Below are 15,027 nucleotides of genomic sequence, written 5' to 3' on the forward strand. Positions count from 1 at the left end.
ACGTTCTACCAGTACTGGAGCGTCCGGCAGTCGCACCGCAGCAGCGGCACCATCACCACCGCCAACCACTTCAACGCCTGGGCCAGCCACGGCCTCAACCTGGGCACCCACGACTACCAGATCATGGCCACCGAGGGCTACCAGAGCAGCGGCAGCTCCAGCATCACGGTGAGCGAGGGATCCGGCCCCACCAACCCGACCACCCCGCCGCCGAACACCAGCAGCCCGCCCCCGAACCAGGGCGGCGCCAAGCAAATCTACGGCGCCCAGTCCGGCAGGTGTATCGACGTGCCCAACTCGTCGCAGAGCAACGGCACCCGGGTCCAGCTCTACGACTGCCACGGGCAGACCAACCAGCAGTGGACCCTCACGTCGAGTAAGCAGCTGACGGTCTACGGCAACATGTGCCTCGACGCCGCCGGCTCCGGCAACGGCTCGGCCGTGCAGATCTACAGCTGCAACGGGCAGACCAACCAGCAGTGGAACGTCAACTCCAACGGCACCATCACCGGTGTCCAGTCCGGACGCTGCCTGGACGTCTGGGGCACCAACAACGGCCAGCAGGTCCAGATCTACGACTGCAACGGACAGGCCAACCAGAGGTTCACCCTCAGGTAGTCCGCCCGTTCATCGGGGGCGGCGGCGATTGCCGCCGCCCCTTTTCGATCGCCGGTTCGATCCCGGGCCGGGGGCTCCAATTCCCTCCGGTTTCGCGGCGGTCGCTGCCGAGAGCCGCCGGATGACAGCAACGCTGGCCGGATCCGGGTGGACACCTGCCGTGCCCGTCCTCGTCCTTCGCCGCCGGGTTGAGCGGCACCCGCGCGCACGGAGTGCGGTCTAGAGTCGGCCCGTGGCTCAATCGACGATCAGCGAACGCGACCGGCTGCGGTATTTCCTCGACGAGCAGCGTGCCGCCGTACTGGCGATCATCGAGGGCCTGGACGAGTCCCAACTGCGCAGGCCGGTTTTTCCGTCCGGCTGGACGCCCATCGGGCTGGTCCTGCACCTGGCCGGCGCGGAAGCGCAGTGGTTCCAACGGGTCGCCCTCGGCACGGAACCGGAGGTGACCTGGGACGACGGAATCGACGACCCGCCGTACGACCCGGCGGCGCCGTTCACGACCGAACACTCCAGTGCCGTGGTGATCGACCACTACCGGCGGCAGTGCGCGATCTCGAACGAGGTCCTGCGGACGGTCGAGCTGGACGCGGCGCTGGTCGGCGAGCACGGGCTCGACTGGCCGGACGAGCCGATCACCGACCTGCGCTGGGTGTGCCTGCACATGCTCGAGGAAACCGCCCGGCACGCCGGCCACCTTGATGCCGCGCGGGAACTTCTCGACGGCGCCACCGGACGCGGTCCCCGCTAGCTCCCTCTCGGCACGCCTCGCGGGCGGTGGCCGGCGCGAATGCGGCCGGTCAGCCCGTGGCCGTGGCCGTGGCCGTACGGACCGTTCGGCTCAGGGTCGCGGTGAGCGCCAGGAGGGCGAGCCAGCCGGCCAGCAGGAAGGTCAGGGCCGGCGCGCCGAGCAGCGCGATCAAGGCCCCGCTGGCCATCGTGCCGAGGGCGGCGGCACCGCTGGTGAGGGTGTCGATCGCACCGGTCACCCGGCCCCGGAACGCGTCGGGGGTGACGCTGAGCCGGTAGGCGTCCAGCGCGACGTTGTAGATCGGCGACACCACCGACTCGGCGAACGCCACCACCAGCAGCAGCCACCAGGTCGGCGCCAGCGCGTACCCGGGGAAGGCCAGGGCCTCGACCCACAGCATGGCGATGGAGAGTCTGCCGAGGGCGTAGCGGCGGGTGAGCGAGGGGGCGAGCAGGCTGCCGAGGAGCGCGCCGACCGCCGCGCCGGTGAAGACCATTCCGGTCTGGGCGGGGCTCGCGTGCAGTTGCTGGGCCAGCATGATGATCAGGAGGTAGCCGGCGCCGAACCGCAGGCTGTCGCCGGCGTCGAGCAGGGCCAGCGTCCGGATCACCGGCTTGCCCCAGAGCCAGGACAGGCCGTGACCGATGTCGGCGACGGGCGCCCGGGGCGAGGTGCGGGTCGTCGCCCGATCCTGCTGGAAGTCGGCCCGGATGCCGCGCAGGGTGGCGGCCGAGACGAGGAACGAGACGGCGTTGACGGCGAACGGGACCATCCGTCCCGCCGTGAAGGCGAGGCCCGCCACCGAGGCGCCGACGATCCGCAGCGTGTTGGACATCGCCCCGACCGCGCCGAGCGCGTCGGGGAGGTCGTCCCGGCTGACGACGTTCGGCAGGGCCGAGCTGTTCGCCGCGGAGAACAGGGTGGCGAGCACGCCGTTCAGCACCGCGACGGCGAACAGGTGCGGCATGCCCAGCACCCCGCACCAGGCGGCGAGCGGAATGGTGGCGGTCAGCGCGCCGCGTCCGAGCTCGCACCAGATCATCGTGGTCTTGCGGTCCCAGCGGTCGGCCAGCGCGCCGGCCAGCAGCCCGAAGACGAGGTAGACGATCGTCTGGAGACCGAGCACGATGCCGGCCTGGGTGGGCGAGCCGGTCAGCGCCACGACGAGCAGCGGCAGGGCCAGGAACTGGAGCTGGTCACCGAGTTGGGAGACCAGTCGTCCGCCGAGCAGCAGGGGGAAGTCGCGCTGCCGCCACAGGTTCCCAGGCGGCGTCGGGGTGCGGGTGGCCATGATGCGGTCCTGTCGCTGAGGCGCCGAATTCGGCGCGCCGTCACGGGCTCGACGGACACGCGGGCGGCAGGCGACGCGACGGCATCACCGCGGACGGCGGCAAGCGGCGTCAGGGTGCCGGCAGGGCAGACTCCACCCGGGTGTCGGGGGAGGGAGCTAGACCTTGCGCGGCGAGAACATGCCGGGCAGCGTACGGCGCGTGCAGGGCCGGCGGCGACGGAATTTCCGGGCCGCCGGCCCTGGCGCGCCGGTCAGTTGCTGAGCAGGCCGTATCCGAAGTGGAGGAGGCGGATCCCGCCGCCGGAGAGGTCGGCCGGACGTTGCTGCCGGAGCGGCACGAGGCGGGACGCGGCCGGCCCGGTCGAGCCGCGCGGCGGCGTCCGGGTCTGCAGCCCCAGGGTGGTGAGGAGCCCGTACGGCGCGTCGGCCGGCTGCTGCCACCGGTCCTCGTACTTGGCCACGGCGAACATCTCCAGCGGGCCGGTGCCGTCGAGGTCGAGGATCGCCACCGCGGACCCCAGGTAGTCGTTGGGTTCCGGCTGGTCGCGCAGCGTCGCGGCCGACTGCCCGAACTCGGCCGGCGGGCGGGGCCAGTCGCCGGTCTGGACGGCCTGGGTGTAGGCGATGGCGCCGGCCCCGGTGGGCCCCTGCGGGGTGCCGGGAAGCAACGTCACCGAGCCGGCGTCGGCCGCCGCGCCCACGGTCATCGTCATCGCGCCGACCAGCAGGTCCGGGATGCCGTCACCGGTCACGTCACCGGTCGCCAGCGCCGCGCCGAAGTGGCCGCCGGTCGAATCCGGGTCCGGTCGGCCGGGGACGCCGGGGGTGTCCTGGTCGATGACCCGGCGCCCAGCCCAGGACAGGCCGGCGGCGGCGCCGCGCAGGTAGATCACCCGGCCACCGCTGCTGCGCGGGAGCCCTAGCACGAGGTCCGCCCGCCCGTCCCGGTCGAGGTCGGACAGCAGCATGGTGTCCACCGGGATCGGGTCCGCGACGGCGTCGAGCTGGCCCTCGATCTTGCTGACCCGGCGGGTGTCCGGTCCGGTGGCGGAGCCGGGGAAGAGCGTCAGCATGCCGTGCCAGTCGGTCTCGGACGTGCCCCGCCTGGACCCGTTGACGACGAGGTCGGCGTAGCCGTCGCCGGTGAAGTCGCCGATCGCCAGGTGCGTGCCGAAGTTCTCCTCAACCAGCCCGGACCAGCGGGGGACGACCTGCTGGAGCCGTACCGAACCGGTGAGGGTGACGCCGTTCGGGCTGCCCGACAGCACGGTCACCGAGCCCCGGAAGGGTCCGTCGCGCTGCTCGGTCGCCCCGCCGTCGCCGACCGCGAGTTCGTCGTCGCCGTCCCGGTCGAGGTCGCCGGCGGCGAACGCGCCGGCGTTCAGCCCGGGCAGGAGGGTCACCCGGTCGCGGTCGAGCCCGTCGGGGCCGCCGGAGTAGACGAGGATGGCGTGCTCGACGGCACCCTGGGCGGGCGTCCGGAAGGCGGCGACCGCCAGGTCCTGGAAGTCGTCGCCGTTGAAGTCGCCGGCGGTGTACCGGGGCGCGAGCAGGTATCCGGGCGCGCTGGCGGGGGCGGTCACCGTGTCCCGGCGGGCGACGCGGGAGTACCGGACGTGCAGGGCGGTCCCGCCCGGGCTCGCAGCAGCGCCGACGACCAACTCGTCCCTGCCGTCCCCGTCGAGGTCGAACCGGGCCCCGGCCCGGCCGGCGGCGAGCGCCGCCGCGCTCCGCGGGGCGGCTGCCGGGGTCCGGCCACCGGTGCTCGCCCGGGGCGCCGACTCCGGCCGCTCGGCCGCCTGGCTGCCGCCGTCCGGCTCGCTGGGGGCGCCGGCTCCGGCGGCCGCCCCGACCGGCCGGGGCGGAGCATCCGGCCTGCTGGCGGCGCTCGGAGCGCAGGCGACGACGGTCAGCAGCGACAAGACTCCGACGGCCGCGCCACGTGTTCCCCGTACGATATTCACGCTTTTCCTGTCGGTGGTGGGTCGCGGAGGACGAGGCTAGCCGATCTTCCCGGTGGTGTCACCGGCGCCGTCCACGATGGTCGGACCTGAGCCGATGGGCCGGCGGCCCGTCGCGCGCTGTCGTGAATTGGACACGCACCGCGGCCGGTGGCGAGATTCGCGCGTGTCGCTGCGGGGGAAAATACCGGCACCCGCTCCATCCGCCGAGGAGGGAACGCTCATGCTCGACGCTCCCGGCGTACCGGTGCTCTTCACCGACTGGTACGACTCCGTGCGGCAGCGCGCGCTGGTCAAGCGCGACTCGGGCCAGCTGGCCGGGCCGGGCCTCGGGCACGACCTCCGGCGGTTCGCCCTCGGGCAGCTGCGGTGGGACGCCATCCGGGGTCCACGGTTCCTGCTGACCTACGCGCAGCTGCTCGACGGCGCGCTGCTGCGCCGGCTCGCGGATCATCGCCTCATCGACGACGTCGGTGTGCCGGGAGCCTCCGGTGACCTGGTGCTCCCGTTCGAGGTGGGCAACTGCGGGTGGACGGTCGAGTCCTCGTTGACCGACATCGCCCACCGAGGCTTCCTGTTCTCCTCCGTCTCCGGCAACCGGTTCCGCCGGCTCGCGTTGCAGCGTGATCTGGCCGCGGTGCGGCCGGAGGAGGTGGAGCGGCGGCTCTCCCGGGACGGGGTCGCCGAAGGGCTGGCGGGCATCCTGCGCGACCGGGCCGGCGTCGATTCGGGCGAGTGTGCCCGGTTGGCCGCCGGTTGGCAGTTCTGGATCGACGCGGAGCAGCGCTCGGTGCTGCGTACCCGGCGCGCGCAGCCCCTGGTCGACGACCTGCCCTCGCTGCGGGCCGAGGAGTTCGGGCGGCTGCCGATGGAGAGCGCGAGCGGACGGGCGGTGCGGGACCGGATCGTCTCCGACGTCACCCGCGACCCGGAGACCGGCGTGCGGCGCCGCAGCCTGGTCTACGCGGAGATCGCGGTGCTGGAGGCGAGCAGTGCCCCGGCCGAGCAGCGCGACGCCGGCACGCTGAAGCAGGCCTTCAACCGGTGTTACCACCGCACCATCGCCCGCTCCGAGGGCGCGATGCTGGCGCTGGTGGACGACGTCGGCCCGCCGCGGGGGGTACGCCGCAAGGCGGCCGCGAAGGTGGCGATGTCGGGTCAGGTGGTGGTCTTCCCGGCCGGCTACCAGGACCTGCTCGGCGGGATGACCGCCGGGCAGTGGCAGCACTTCCTGGAGGTCGTCGACGCCGAGTTGCACGCCTGGTGGGAGGAGTGGGATCTGGCCGCGCTGCAGGCGATCGGCGACCGGTTGGCCGACGTGAAGTACGGGCCGGCCCGCCGGTCCAGCGATCGGGCGACCAGGAAGGCGGCCACCGCGTTCGCCACGGTGGCCGTGGGCGGGGTCGGCGCGTACGCCGATCCGAACCTGACGGGGGTGGTGCTCGGTTCGGCGGTCGGGCTGATCGGCTGGATCGTCACCGAGCCGCTCGCCGTCGCGGTCGGTCGACGGGTCCAGCGGAGCCGCGAGCGCTTCGAGTTGGTCGAGGTCTGGACGGACGCCACCGATTGACCGCGGCCGGGGCCGGTGGGGTCAGCCGGTGGCCCGGGTGAGCAGGTCGACCACGGCGTGGGTGGCGGCCGGCGGGGTGGCCTGCGGGGGACAGTCCACGTAGCTCGTGGTGGTCTGGCCCACCAGGAGCCGGTAGCTGAACGCGTCCGCGCACATCGTCGGCGGGACGGTGACGGTGGCCTCGGCCGCCAGCCGGGGGTCGGCGGCGAGCTGCCGCAGCCGGTCCAGGTCGGCGGCGGTGAGCTGACCGCTCCGCGACACGCCGCTCCGATCGACCTTGGTCCACCGGCCGTCGGGGCGGACCGTTACGGTGTCGCTCAACCCGGCGATCCCGCCCGACTTCGTCAGCACCACCTCGACGGCCGGCAGGGCGGCCGGGCCGGGGCCGGCGGGTTCGTCGCCGGTCCGCGCGCACCCGGCCAGGGGGGTGAGGAGTGCGGCGAGCAGGAGCGCCGCGACGGGGGCTGATCTCATGCCGATCGGACGCACGGTGAAGCGAGCCGGTTCCCAGCACCGGGCTCCCCTCATCCGAACGGCCAATATCAGCGGCAGGAAAGCGCTCGCACCCTTCCCTACTCTTCGATGTGTCTCTATATCTACATGAGTGACTACCCCCGTCACAACTTCACCCCCTGTCAGGAGGGCACGTGAAAAGATCCCTCGCCGCCGTCAGCGCAGCTCTGCTCACCAGTGGCGTGCTGACCTGCGTCACCACCACGGCGTACGCGGCAACCCCCAGCGCCCCCGGTCCTCAGTCGTCCGCCGCCGCCCGGGCGGACAGCCTGCTGCGGGCCAACCCCGGCGCCGTCCAGGGCGCCAGCGGAGAGGCGTACCAGGCCGTCCGCACCCGGGTGGACAGCTCCGGGGCCGCCCACACCCGGTACACCCGGACCTATCACGGCCTGCGCGTCTACGGCGGTGACTTCGTCATCCACACCGCCCCGAACGGCACCATGGTCGGGACGTCCTCCGGCCTGGCCGCCCCGCTCACCCTGAGCACCACCGCCAAGGTCCGCGCGACCGCGGCCCAGGCGAGCGCCCGCCGGGCGTTCTCCGGCACCCTCACCGCGGTCGGCACCCCGCAGCTCTTCGTCGACGCCAGCTCCGGCAGGGGCCGCCTGGCCTGGGAGACCGTCGCCACCGGCTGGCAGGCCGACCGGCAGACGCCCTCGAAGCTGCACGTCATCACGGACGCCACCACCGGCAAGGTGATCGGCTCGTACGACGAGATCGAGACGGTGGTCGGCAGCGGCCAGGGCATCTACACCGGCACGGTCAGCATCGACACCACGCTCTCCGGCAGCACCTACCAGATGATCGACCCGTCGCACGGCAACGGCCGCACCTGCGACATGAACAACGGCACCTCGACCTGCACCACGTTCACCGACGCCGACAACGCCTGGGGCACCGGCGCCAACTCGAACCGGCAGTCCGCCGCGGTCGACGCCCACTTCGGCGCGGCGAAGACCTTCGACTACTTCAAGAACGTGCACGGCCGCAACGGCATCTTCGGCAACGGCACCGGCGTGCCGAGCCGGGTGCACTACGGCAACAACTACGTCAACGCCTTCTGGGACGGCGCCCAGATGACGTACGGCGACGGCTCCAGCAACTCCCGGCCGCTGGTCTCCCTCGACGTGGCCGGCCACGAGATGAGCCACGGCGTCACCGAGGCGCTCTCCGGCCTGGTCTACTCCGGTGAGGCCGGCGGCCTCAACGAGGCCACCAGCGACATCTTCGGCAACATGGTGGAGTTCTACGCCGCCGCGCCGAGCGACCCGGGCGACTACCAGGTCGGTGAAAAGATCAACATCAACGGCAACGGTACGCCGCTGCGCTACATGTACAACCCGTCGCTGGACGGCTCGTCCGACTCCTGCTGGTCGACCAGCACCAAGAACAAGGACGTGCACTACTCGTCCGGCGTGGCGAACCACTTCTTCTTCAACCTCGCCGAGGGCACCGGCTCCACCGCGTACGGCACCTCGCCGGTCTGCGGCTCGGCCCCCGCGGTGACCGGCATCGGCCGCGCCAAGGCGGAGAAGATCTGGTACCGGGCGCTCGACGTCTACTTCACCTCGAACACCGCGTACGTCAACAACACCACCCCGTCCAACACCGCCCGGGCGTACAGCCTGAAGGCCGCCACCGACCTGTACGGCAACTGCTCCACGGAGTACAAGGCCGTCCAGGCGGCGTGGACCGCGGTGAACGTGGCCGGCAACGACGCGCCCTGCGGGTCGACCGGTAACGACTTCTCCGTCTCGCTCTCGCCGACCGCCGGCTCGGTGACCGCGGGCGGCTCGGTCGCCACCACCGTCGCCACCGCCACCACCAGTGGCACCGCGCAGACCGTGACGTTCTCCGCGTCCGGCCTGCCGACCGGCGCCACCGCGTCGTTCAGCCCGGCCTCGGTGACCTCGGGCAGCTCGTCCACCCTCACCATCAGCACCACGGCCAGCACGCCGTCCGGCACCTACGCGGTGACCGTCACCGGCACCGGCACCTCGGTGAACCACACCGCGACCTACAGCCTGACCGTGAACGGCACCGGCGGCGGCTGCACCGGCGCCGGCCAGAAGCTCGGCAACCCCGGCTTCGAGTCCGGCAACACGGTCTGGTCGTCCACCTCGGGCGTGATCGGTCAGTACGGCTCCCAGGGCCAGCCCACCCACGGTGGCACCTGGAACGCCTGGCTGGCCGGCTACGGCAGCACCCACACCGACACGCTCTCCCAGTCGGTGAGCCTGCCGAGCGGCTGCACCTCGTACAACTTCAGCTTCTGGCTGCACATCGACTCGGCCGAGAGCACCACCAGCGTGCAGTACGACAAGCTGACGGTGCAGGTGCTCAACTCGTCCGGCAGCGTGCTGGCGACCCTGGCGACCTACTCGAACCTGAACAAGGCCGCCGGCTACAGCCAGAAGTCCTTCTCCCTGGCCTCGTACGCCGGCCAGACCGTCACCCTGAAGTTCACCGGCGCGGAGGACGTCACCCTGCAGACCTCCTTCGTGATCGACGACACCGCGGTGAACGTCTCCTGACGTAACCCCGCCCGAACCGGGGCCCGGCGGCCACCCCACGCGGGTGGTCACCGGGCCCCGCCGCTACGGTCGCCGGAGGACCGGCGGCGCGAGGGGGAGAGATGTCGGACGCGGAGCTGACCGTGACGGTGACCGGGCCGGTGGCGACGGTGGTGATCCGGAACCCGGCCCGCCGCAACGCCCTGACGGCGGCCATGTGGCGGCAGCTCCCGGTGCTGCTCGACGGCCTGGAGGCGGACCCGGCGGTGCGCGTGCTGGTGCTCACCGGCGCCGACGGGACCTTCTGCGCCGGGGCCGACCTCGGCGACCTGAACGAGTTGCTGGAAGCCGGCGACGGCAGCATCGCGGTGGCCGCCGAGGAGCGGCTGGCCGCCTTCGCCAAGCCCACGGTGGCCGCCGTCCGGGGCGCCTGCGTCGGGGGCGGATGCCAGCTCGCCGTCGCCTGTGACCTGCGGCTGGCCGCCGACGACGCGCGGTTCGGCGTACCCCCGGCGCGGCTCGGCCTGGTCTACCCGGCGCCCACCACCCGCCGGCTGGCCCGGCTGGTCGGCCCGTCCGCCGCCAAGCACCTGCTCTTCACCGCCGAACTGGTCGACGCCGACCGGGCGCTGCGGATCGGGCTGGTCGACGAGGTGCTGCCGGGCGACGAGTTGGCCGCCCGGGTGGGCGCGCTGACCGCCGGGATCGCCGAGCGGTCGCGGCTCACCGTCGCGGCGGCCAAGGAGATCGTCGACGGGCGGGCCGACGACGACCGGATCGCCTGGTGGCACGGGCAGGTCCGGGACAGCGGTGAGGCCCGCGAGGGGGTGGCCGCGGCCAACGAGCGTCGCCCGCCGCGGTTCGGCTGGGCACCGCCCACCGCCGGCTGACCTCACCGCCGGCCTGCCCGCGCGGCGGGAGTGATCTCACCGCGGGCGTCATCTTGCGCGCTGGCGTGACCTTGCCGCTGGCGCGATCCACCAGATGCGGCAAGGCGTGGCCTCGGTAAGCCCGGAGACCCCGGTATGCCGCAGGTCGTCGCCTCGCGGCCTCGGCGGGGCGGCGGGTGTGGGTCTCGCGCGGGCCGGAGACCCCGGTATGCCGCAGGTCGTCGCCTCGCGTCCTCGGGGGCGGCGGGGTGGGCCGGGCGGGGTGGGGAGGGGCCGGCGGGCGCCGCGCCGGAGGCGTACCCCCGACGCGGCCCCCTGTGCCCGCCGGCCGGCTCGTCACCGCCCGGCCATCGAGGCCCAGCTCGGCGTCACCGGCTCCCGCCGCAGCGGCATGCCGGCCTCGGCCGGCGTCCGGTCGCCCTTGCGCTGGTTGCACGGGTAGCAGGCGGCCGTGGTGTTCCGCCAGGTGTTCCGGCCGCCGCGCGAGCGGGGCAGGATGTGGTCGACGGTGCTCGCCGGGGCGTCGCAGTAGGCGCAGCGCCGGCCGTCGCGGCGCAGCACCCCGGCCCGGGACCAGGCCGGGCCGGCGCTGAACCGCCAGCGGGTGACCACGTACCGGACGAGGCGGACCACCCGCGGTATCGGGAAGACCCCGATCACCTGGTCCGGCTCGGCCTCGTGGATCTCGGCGACCCGCCGGCAGAGCATCCGGATCGCGTGCTGGACGGTGACCCGGTGCAGCGGGCCGAGGTCGGCGTTGATGACGAGGACGGCGTCCACCGGGCTCTCCCTTCACGAAACGGTGGTCGGGGGTAGGCAGCGAAAAGCCGCCCGGTCGATGGCGACGGGGCGGCTGCGACGGGAGACGCGGGTACGCCTCAGCCGGGCCACCCGGCACCCGGGTGTGTGCCCCGGTAACCGGCGCTGAGCAGCCAGAACGGCACGAGGGTGACGTGCGGCTGCGACATCGACGGCTCCCGGAGCGGTGGTTGACCTTGCGCGCTCACGGTAGATCCGCGCCGGAGAGGCGGGCAACGTATTTCGATCCGCCGTCGGACGGCGGCCGCTGCCGCCGGGCCCGTCCCGACGTCCGCGCGGCGGCCAGCGGGCGGTCGATCCGGGCCGCCATCTGCACCGTCAGTTCGCTCTCCAGCAGCGGCCGGTTGATGCCGGCGGCCACCGACAGCGCCGGCGCGGAGACCGACCGCCAGATCGCGGTCAGCCCGGCCCCGAGGCCGACCAGCGCCACCGCGGCGCGGGTGGCGGGCGAGCCGGCCGCCGCCGCGGCGCTCACCCCGACCACCGCCAGCAGCACCACCAGCAGGGGCGCGAGCACCGGCCAGAAGACGCCCCGGGCGGCCTGCACCACCAGCTTCCGGTCCCGGATGATCAGGTTCCGGGCGACCACCGCCCAGTTCTCCTCGTCGAGCAGGTCCTGCGGGTGCAGCCCGCCGGTCAGCACGCCGCGCCACAGGTCGCCCTGGTTGCGCAGCTCGCGTGCCAGCTCGGGCAGCCCGGCCTCACCCGGGTCGCCGACGGTGGCCCGGGTGACCGCCGCCGCCCAGGCGGCCAGCGAGCGCCGCACCACCGCCGCCGAGTACGGGGGCAGCACGGTGGCCAGCTCGTCCAGCCACCGGCTGATCTCCAGGTGCCGGCCGCCGAAGCGATGGACCAGTTGCTCGGCCTCGCCGTGGCGGACGGTGTCGGCGAGCGAGCGGCCGAGCCGGTACGCCAGCCCGATCCGTTGGTTGGTGGCCGTCGCCCAGCGCAGCAGGTCCAGGTTCAGCTCGTCGAGGGCGAGCAGCAGCGGCTCGCGGTCCACGGTGGCCCGCGCGGCGGCGGTGGACGGTACCGGCCGGACCGGGCCGGTCAGCGCCGTGATCTGGGTGAGCGCCACCTCGACCGCGTCCAGGTTCATCCGTAGCCGGTGCCGGGCGGGCATCGCGGTGAGGTTGGACAGCTTCGCCGGGGCGGCGGTACGGCCGGCCGGCTCGTCGGTCAGGTCGGCCGTCTGGGCGTGGTGGTAGGCGTCCGCCAGCCACCAGCCCAGTCGCAGCGCGGTGACGATGCCCGCCCGCTCGTCCCGGAGCAGCCCGTACGCGTCGTCCCATTCCGCGCCCGGCTCGCGGCGTTCCGTGCCGGTCATCCATCGAGGATAGAGGTGGTTTTCAGGCTAGATGTGGTGGTTCATCTTCCCGGCATCCGGGAGGTACGGCGGGACGGGACCTTCGGCACCCCCGCATCCGGGCCATTACGCACGGTCGCCGGGGCGGCGACTGTCCGAGTCTGAAGCTGGCCCGTGACGCCGCAACCGCCGAGGTGAGAACAGCATGTCCGAACTCCACGCCACCATCGACAGCCTGGTCGCCGACGGCCTGAAGGCGCTCACCGACTACGAGCGGTTCACCCAGGAGCAGGTCGACCACATCGTCCGCAAGGCGTCCGTCGCGGCGCTCGACCGGCACGCCGCGCTGGCCCGGCTCGCCGTCGAGGAGACCGGCCGGGGCGTCTTCGAGGACAAGGCGGTGAAGAACATCTTCGCCTGCGAGCACGTCACGCACGCGATGGCGACGACCCCGACGGTCGGCGTGATCAGCCGCGACGAGATCAACGGCATCGTGGAGATCGCCGACCCGGTCGGCGTGATCGCCGGCATCACCCCGGTCACCAACCCCACCTCGACCACCATCTTCAAGGCGCTGCTCGCGTTGAAGACCCGCAACCCGATCGTCTTCGCGTTCCACCCGTCCGCCCAGCGGTGCAGCGTCGAGGCGGCCCGTACGGTCCGGGACGCGGCCGTCGCCGCCGGGGCGCCGGCACACTGCGTGCAGTGGATCGAGGAGCCGTCGGTCGAGGCGACCACGGCGCTCATGCACCACCCCGGGATCGCCACCATCCTCGCCACCGGCGGCAACAGCATGGTGCGCGCCGCGTACTCGGCGGGGAAGCCGGCGCTGGGCGTCGGGGCCGGCAACGTGCCCGCGTACGTCGAGGGCAGCGCCAAGCTGGCCCGGGCCGTCAACGACATCGTGCTCTCCAAGTCGTTCGACAACGGCATGATCTGCGCCTCCGAGCAGGCCGTCATCCTCGACGACGCGATCCACGACGCGGCGCTCGAGGAGTTCCGGCGGCTGCACGCGTACGTCGCCACGGCCGAGGAGAAGCGCCGGCTGGAAGGGCTGCTCTTCCCGGAGGGCCGGCTCAATCCCGAGGTGGTGGGGCGGACCGCCGAGTGGATCGCCGAGGCGGCCGGGTTCACCGTGCCGCCGCGTACCTCGGTGCTCCTGGTCGAGGTGGACGGCGTCGGACCGGACGAGCCGCTGACCCGGGAGAAGCTCTGCCCGGTGCTGGCCGTGCTCCGGGCCGGCACCCGCGAGCAGGGCCTGCGGTACGCCGAACAGATGGTGGAGTTCCACGGCCTCGGGCACAGCGCGGTCATCCACACCGCGGACGAGGCGCTGGTGGAGGAGTTCGGCCAGCGGGTGAAGGCGGTCCGGATCATCTGGAATTCGCCGGCCTCCCAGGGCGGGATCGGCGACATGTACAACGCCTTCCTGCCCTCGCTCACCCTCGGCTGCGGCAGCTACGGGCGGAACTCGGTGTCGAACAACGTCTCGGCGGTCAACCTGCTCAACATCAAGCGGATCGGCCGCCGGACCAACAACATGCAGTGGTTCAAGGTCCCCTCGAAGATCTACTTCGAGCCGAACGCGATCCGCTACCTCGCCGAGATGCCGGACGTGCACCGGGTCACCGTGGTCACCGACGCGACCATGACCCGGCTCGGCTTCGTCGACCGGATCAACCGCATCCTGCAACGCCGGGCCGAGAAGATCGCCCTGCAGATCATCGACGACGTGGAGCCGGAGCCCGGCGTCACCACCGTCGACCGGGGCGCGGAGCTGATGCGGGCCTTCGGACCGGACACCATCATCGCGCTCGGCGGCGGCTCGGCGATGGACGCGGCCAAGGTCATGTGGCTCAAGTACGAGCACCCCGAAATCGTCTTCGACGACCTGCGGGAGAAGTTCTTCGACATCCGCAAGCGGGCCTTCACCTTCCCCACCCTGGGCGAGCGGGCGCGGCTGGTCTGCGTGCCGACCACCTCGGGCACCGGCGCGGAGGTCACCCCGTTCGCCGTCATCACCGACCACCGCACCGGCAAGAAGTACCCGCTCGCGGACTACGCGCTCACCCCCAGCGTGGCGATCGTCGACCCGGTGCTGACCGCCAGCATGCCGCGCGCCATCGCCGCCGACAGCGGGTTCGACGCGCTCACCCACGCCATCGAGGCGTACGTGTCGGTGTACGCCAACGACTTCACCGACGGGCTGGCCCTGCACGCCATCCGGCTCATCTTCGCCAACCTGGAACGCTCGGTGGTCGACGGCGACGACGAGGCGCGGGAACGGATGCACAACGCCGGCACCATCGCCGGCATGGCCTTCGGCAGCGCCTTCCTCGGCATCGTGCACGCCATGTCGCACACCCTCGGCGCGACCTTCCACATCGCCCACGGGCGGACCAACGCGGTGCTGCTGCCGCACGTGATCCGCTACAACGGCACCGTCCCGTCGAAGCTCTCCGGCTGGCCCCGGTACGAGAGCTACCGGGCGCCCGAGCGCTTCGCCGAGATCGCCCGGCTGCTCGGCCTGCCCGCCGCCACCCCGGCGCAGGGCGTGGCCGCCCTCGCCGACGCGGTGGAACGGCTGCGGGACGCGGTCGGCATCGAACCGTCGTTCGCCGCCGTCGGGGTGGACGAGGCGGCGTTCGAGGCGGCCCTGCCGCAGCAGGCGCTGAACGCGTACGAGGACCAGTGCGCGCCGGCCAACCCCCGGATGCCGATGCTGGACGACATGCAGCAGCTCATGCGGGCCGCGTACCACGGCACCCGGTGGGACGGGGTGAGCCGCTGAGGGT

At 72.8% G+C, this 15,027-nt stretch carries 11 protein-coding genes; 6 read left to right on the plus strand and 5 right to left on the minus strand.

Annotated elements, in window-relative coordinates; genetic code table 11:
- A partial coding sequence (locus ACIBPB_RS14600; protein ID WP_396840112.1) for a ricin-type beta-trefoil lectin domain protein occupies positions 1-618 on the plus strand: 618 nt, incomplete at its 5' end.
- Positions 619-850: 232 nt separating this feature from the next.
- The gene (locus ACIBPB_RS14605) at positions 851-1,369 is read left to right on the plus strand and encodes a DinB family protein (RefSeq protein WP_396840113.1); all 519 of its coding nucleotides are present in this window, start codon (positions 851-853) and stop codon (positions 1,367-1,369) included.
- A 49-nt stretch (positions 1,370-1,418) separates the two neighbouring features.
- Here the strand turns inward: ACIBPB_RS14605 and ACIBPB_RS14610 are convergent, their stop codons facing one another.
- Together ACIBPB_RS14610 and ACIBPB_RS14615 are read right to left on the minus strand one after the other, a co-directional pair.
- Positions 1,419-2,660, minus strand: a complete 1,242-nt coding sequence (locus tag ACIBPB_RS14610; protein ID WP_396840114.1) for an MFS transporter — start codon at positions 2,658-2,660, stop codon at positions 1,419-1,421.
- A 251-nt stretch (positions 2,661-2,911) separates the two neighbouring features.
- Complete coding sequence (locus ACIBPB_RS14615) at positions 2,912-4,582, minus strand: FG-GAP and VCBS repeat-containing protein (protein WP_396840115.1); 1,671 nt, start codon at positions 4,580-4,582, stop codon at positions 2,912-2,914.
- A gap of 262 nt (positions 4,583-4,844) precedes the next feature.
- Between ACIBPB_RS14615 and ACIBPB_RS14620 the strand changes: the two genes are divergently transcribed.
- Positions 4,845-6,191: a hypothetical protein gene (locus ACIBPB_RS14620; protein WP_396840116.1), complete on the plus strand. Its 1,347-nt coding sequence runs from the start codon at positions 4,845-4,847 to the stop codon at positions 6,189-6,191.
- Positions 6,192-6,212: 21 nt separating this feature from the next.
- Here the strand turns inward: ACIBPB_RS14620 and ACIBPB_RS14625 are convergent, their stop codons facing one another.
- Positions 6,213-6,665, minus strand: a complete 453-nt coding sequence (locus ACIBPB_RS14625; protein WP_396840117.1) for a hypothetical protein — start codon at positions 6,663-6,665, stop codon at positions 6,213-6,215.
- Positions 6,666-6,838: 173 nt separating this feature from the next.
- On the opposite strand from ACIBPB_RS14625, the gene ACIBPB_RS14630 reads away from it, so the two are divergent.
- Both ACIBPB_RS14630 and ACIBPB_RS14635 read left to right on the plus strand, forming a co-directional pair.
- Positions 6,839-9,238, plus strand: a complete 2,400-nt coding sequence (locus tag ACIBPB_RS14630) for a M4 family metallopeptidase (protein ID WP_396840118.1) — start codon at positions 6,839-6,841, stop codon at positions 9,236-9,238.
- 101 nt (positions 9,239-9,339) lie between these two features.
- Positions 9,340-10,107, plus strand: coding sequence for an enoyl-CoA hydratase/isomerase family protein (locus ACIBPB_RS14635; protein ID WP_396840119.1), 768 nt, complete (start codon positions 9,340-9,342; stop codon positions 10,105-10,107).
- A 336-nt stretch (positions 10,108-10,443) separates the two neighbouring features.
- Here ACIBPB_RS14635 and ACIBPB_RS14640 read toward each other — a convergent pair whose 3' ends face one another.
- Positions 10,444-10,887, minus strand: coding sequence for an HNH endonuclease (locus ACIBPB_RS14640; protein ID WP_357325321.1), 444 nt, complete (start codon positions 10,885-10,887; stop codon positions 10,444-10,446).
- A 223-nt stretch (positions 10,888-11,110) separates the two neighbouring features.
- Positions 11,111-12,253: a hypothetical protein gene (locus tag ACIBPB_RS14645; RefSeq protein WP_396840120.1), complete on the minus strand. Its 1,143-nt coding sequence runs from the start codon at positions 12,251-12,253 to the stop codon at positions 11,111-11,113.
- Positions 12,254-12,437: 184 nt separating this feature from the next.
- On the opposite strand from ACIBPB_RS14645, the gene adhE reads away from it, so the two are divergent.
- On the plus strand, positions 12,438-15,023 hold the full coding sequence (gene adhE / locus ACIBPB_RS14650; RefSeq protein WP_396840121.1) for a bifunctional acetaldehyde-CoA/alcohol dehydrogenase: 2,586 nt from the start codon (positions 12,438-12,440) through the stop codon (positions 15,021-15,023).
- Positions 15,024-15,027 lie beyond the last annotated feature (4 nt).

Source organism: Micromonospora sp. NPDC049836 (assembly GCF_044465125.1).
Taxonomy (GTDB): Bacteria; Actinomycetota; Actinomycetes; order Mycobacteriales; family Micromonosporaceae; genus Micromonospora.

What these genes read in the sequence shown, in the direction of transcription:
- ACIBPB_RS14610 (WP_396840114.1), bottom strand. Translation starts at nt 2,660, where the DNA reads ATGGCCACCCGCACCCCGACGCCGCCTGGGAACCTGTGGCGGCAGCGC.
- ACIBPB_RS14620 (WP_396840116.1), top strand. Translation starts at nt 4,845, where the DNA reads ATGCTCGACGCTCCCGGCGTACCGGTGCTCTTCACCGACTGGTACGAC.
- ACIBPB_RS14625 (WP_396840117.1), bottom strand. Translation starts at nt 6,665, where the DNA reads ATGAGATCAGCCCCCGTCGCGGCGCTCCTGCTCGCCGCACTCCTCACC.
- ACIBPB_RS14635 (WP_396840119.1), top strand. Translation starts at nt 9,340, where the DNA reads ATGTCGGACGCGGAGCTGACCGTGACGGTGACCGGGCCGGTGGCGACG.
- ACIBPB_RS14645 (WP_396840120.1), bottom strand. Translation starts at nt 12,253, where the DNA reads ATGACCGGCACGGAACGCCGCGAGCCGGGCGCGGAATGGGACGACGCG.
- adhE (WP_396840121.1), top strand. Translation starts at nt 12,438, where the DNA reads ATGTCCGAACTCCACGCCACCATCGACAGCCTGGTCGCCGACGGCCTG.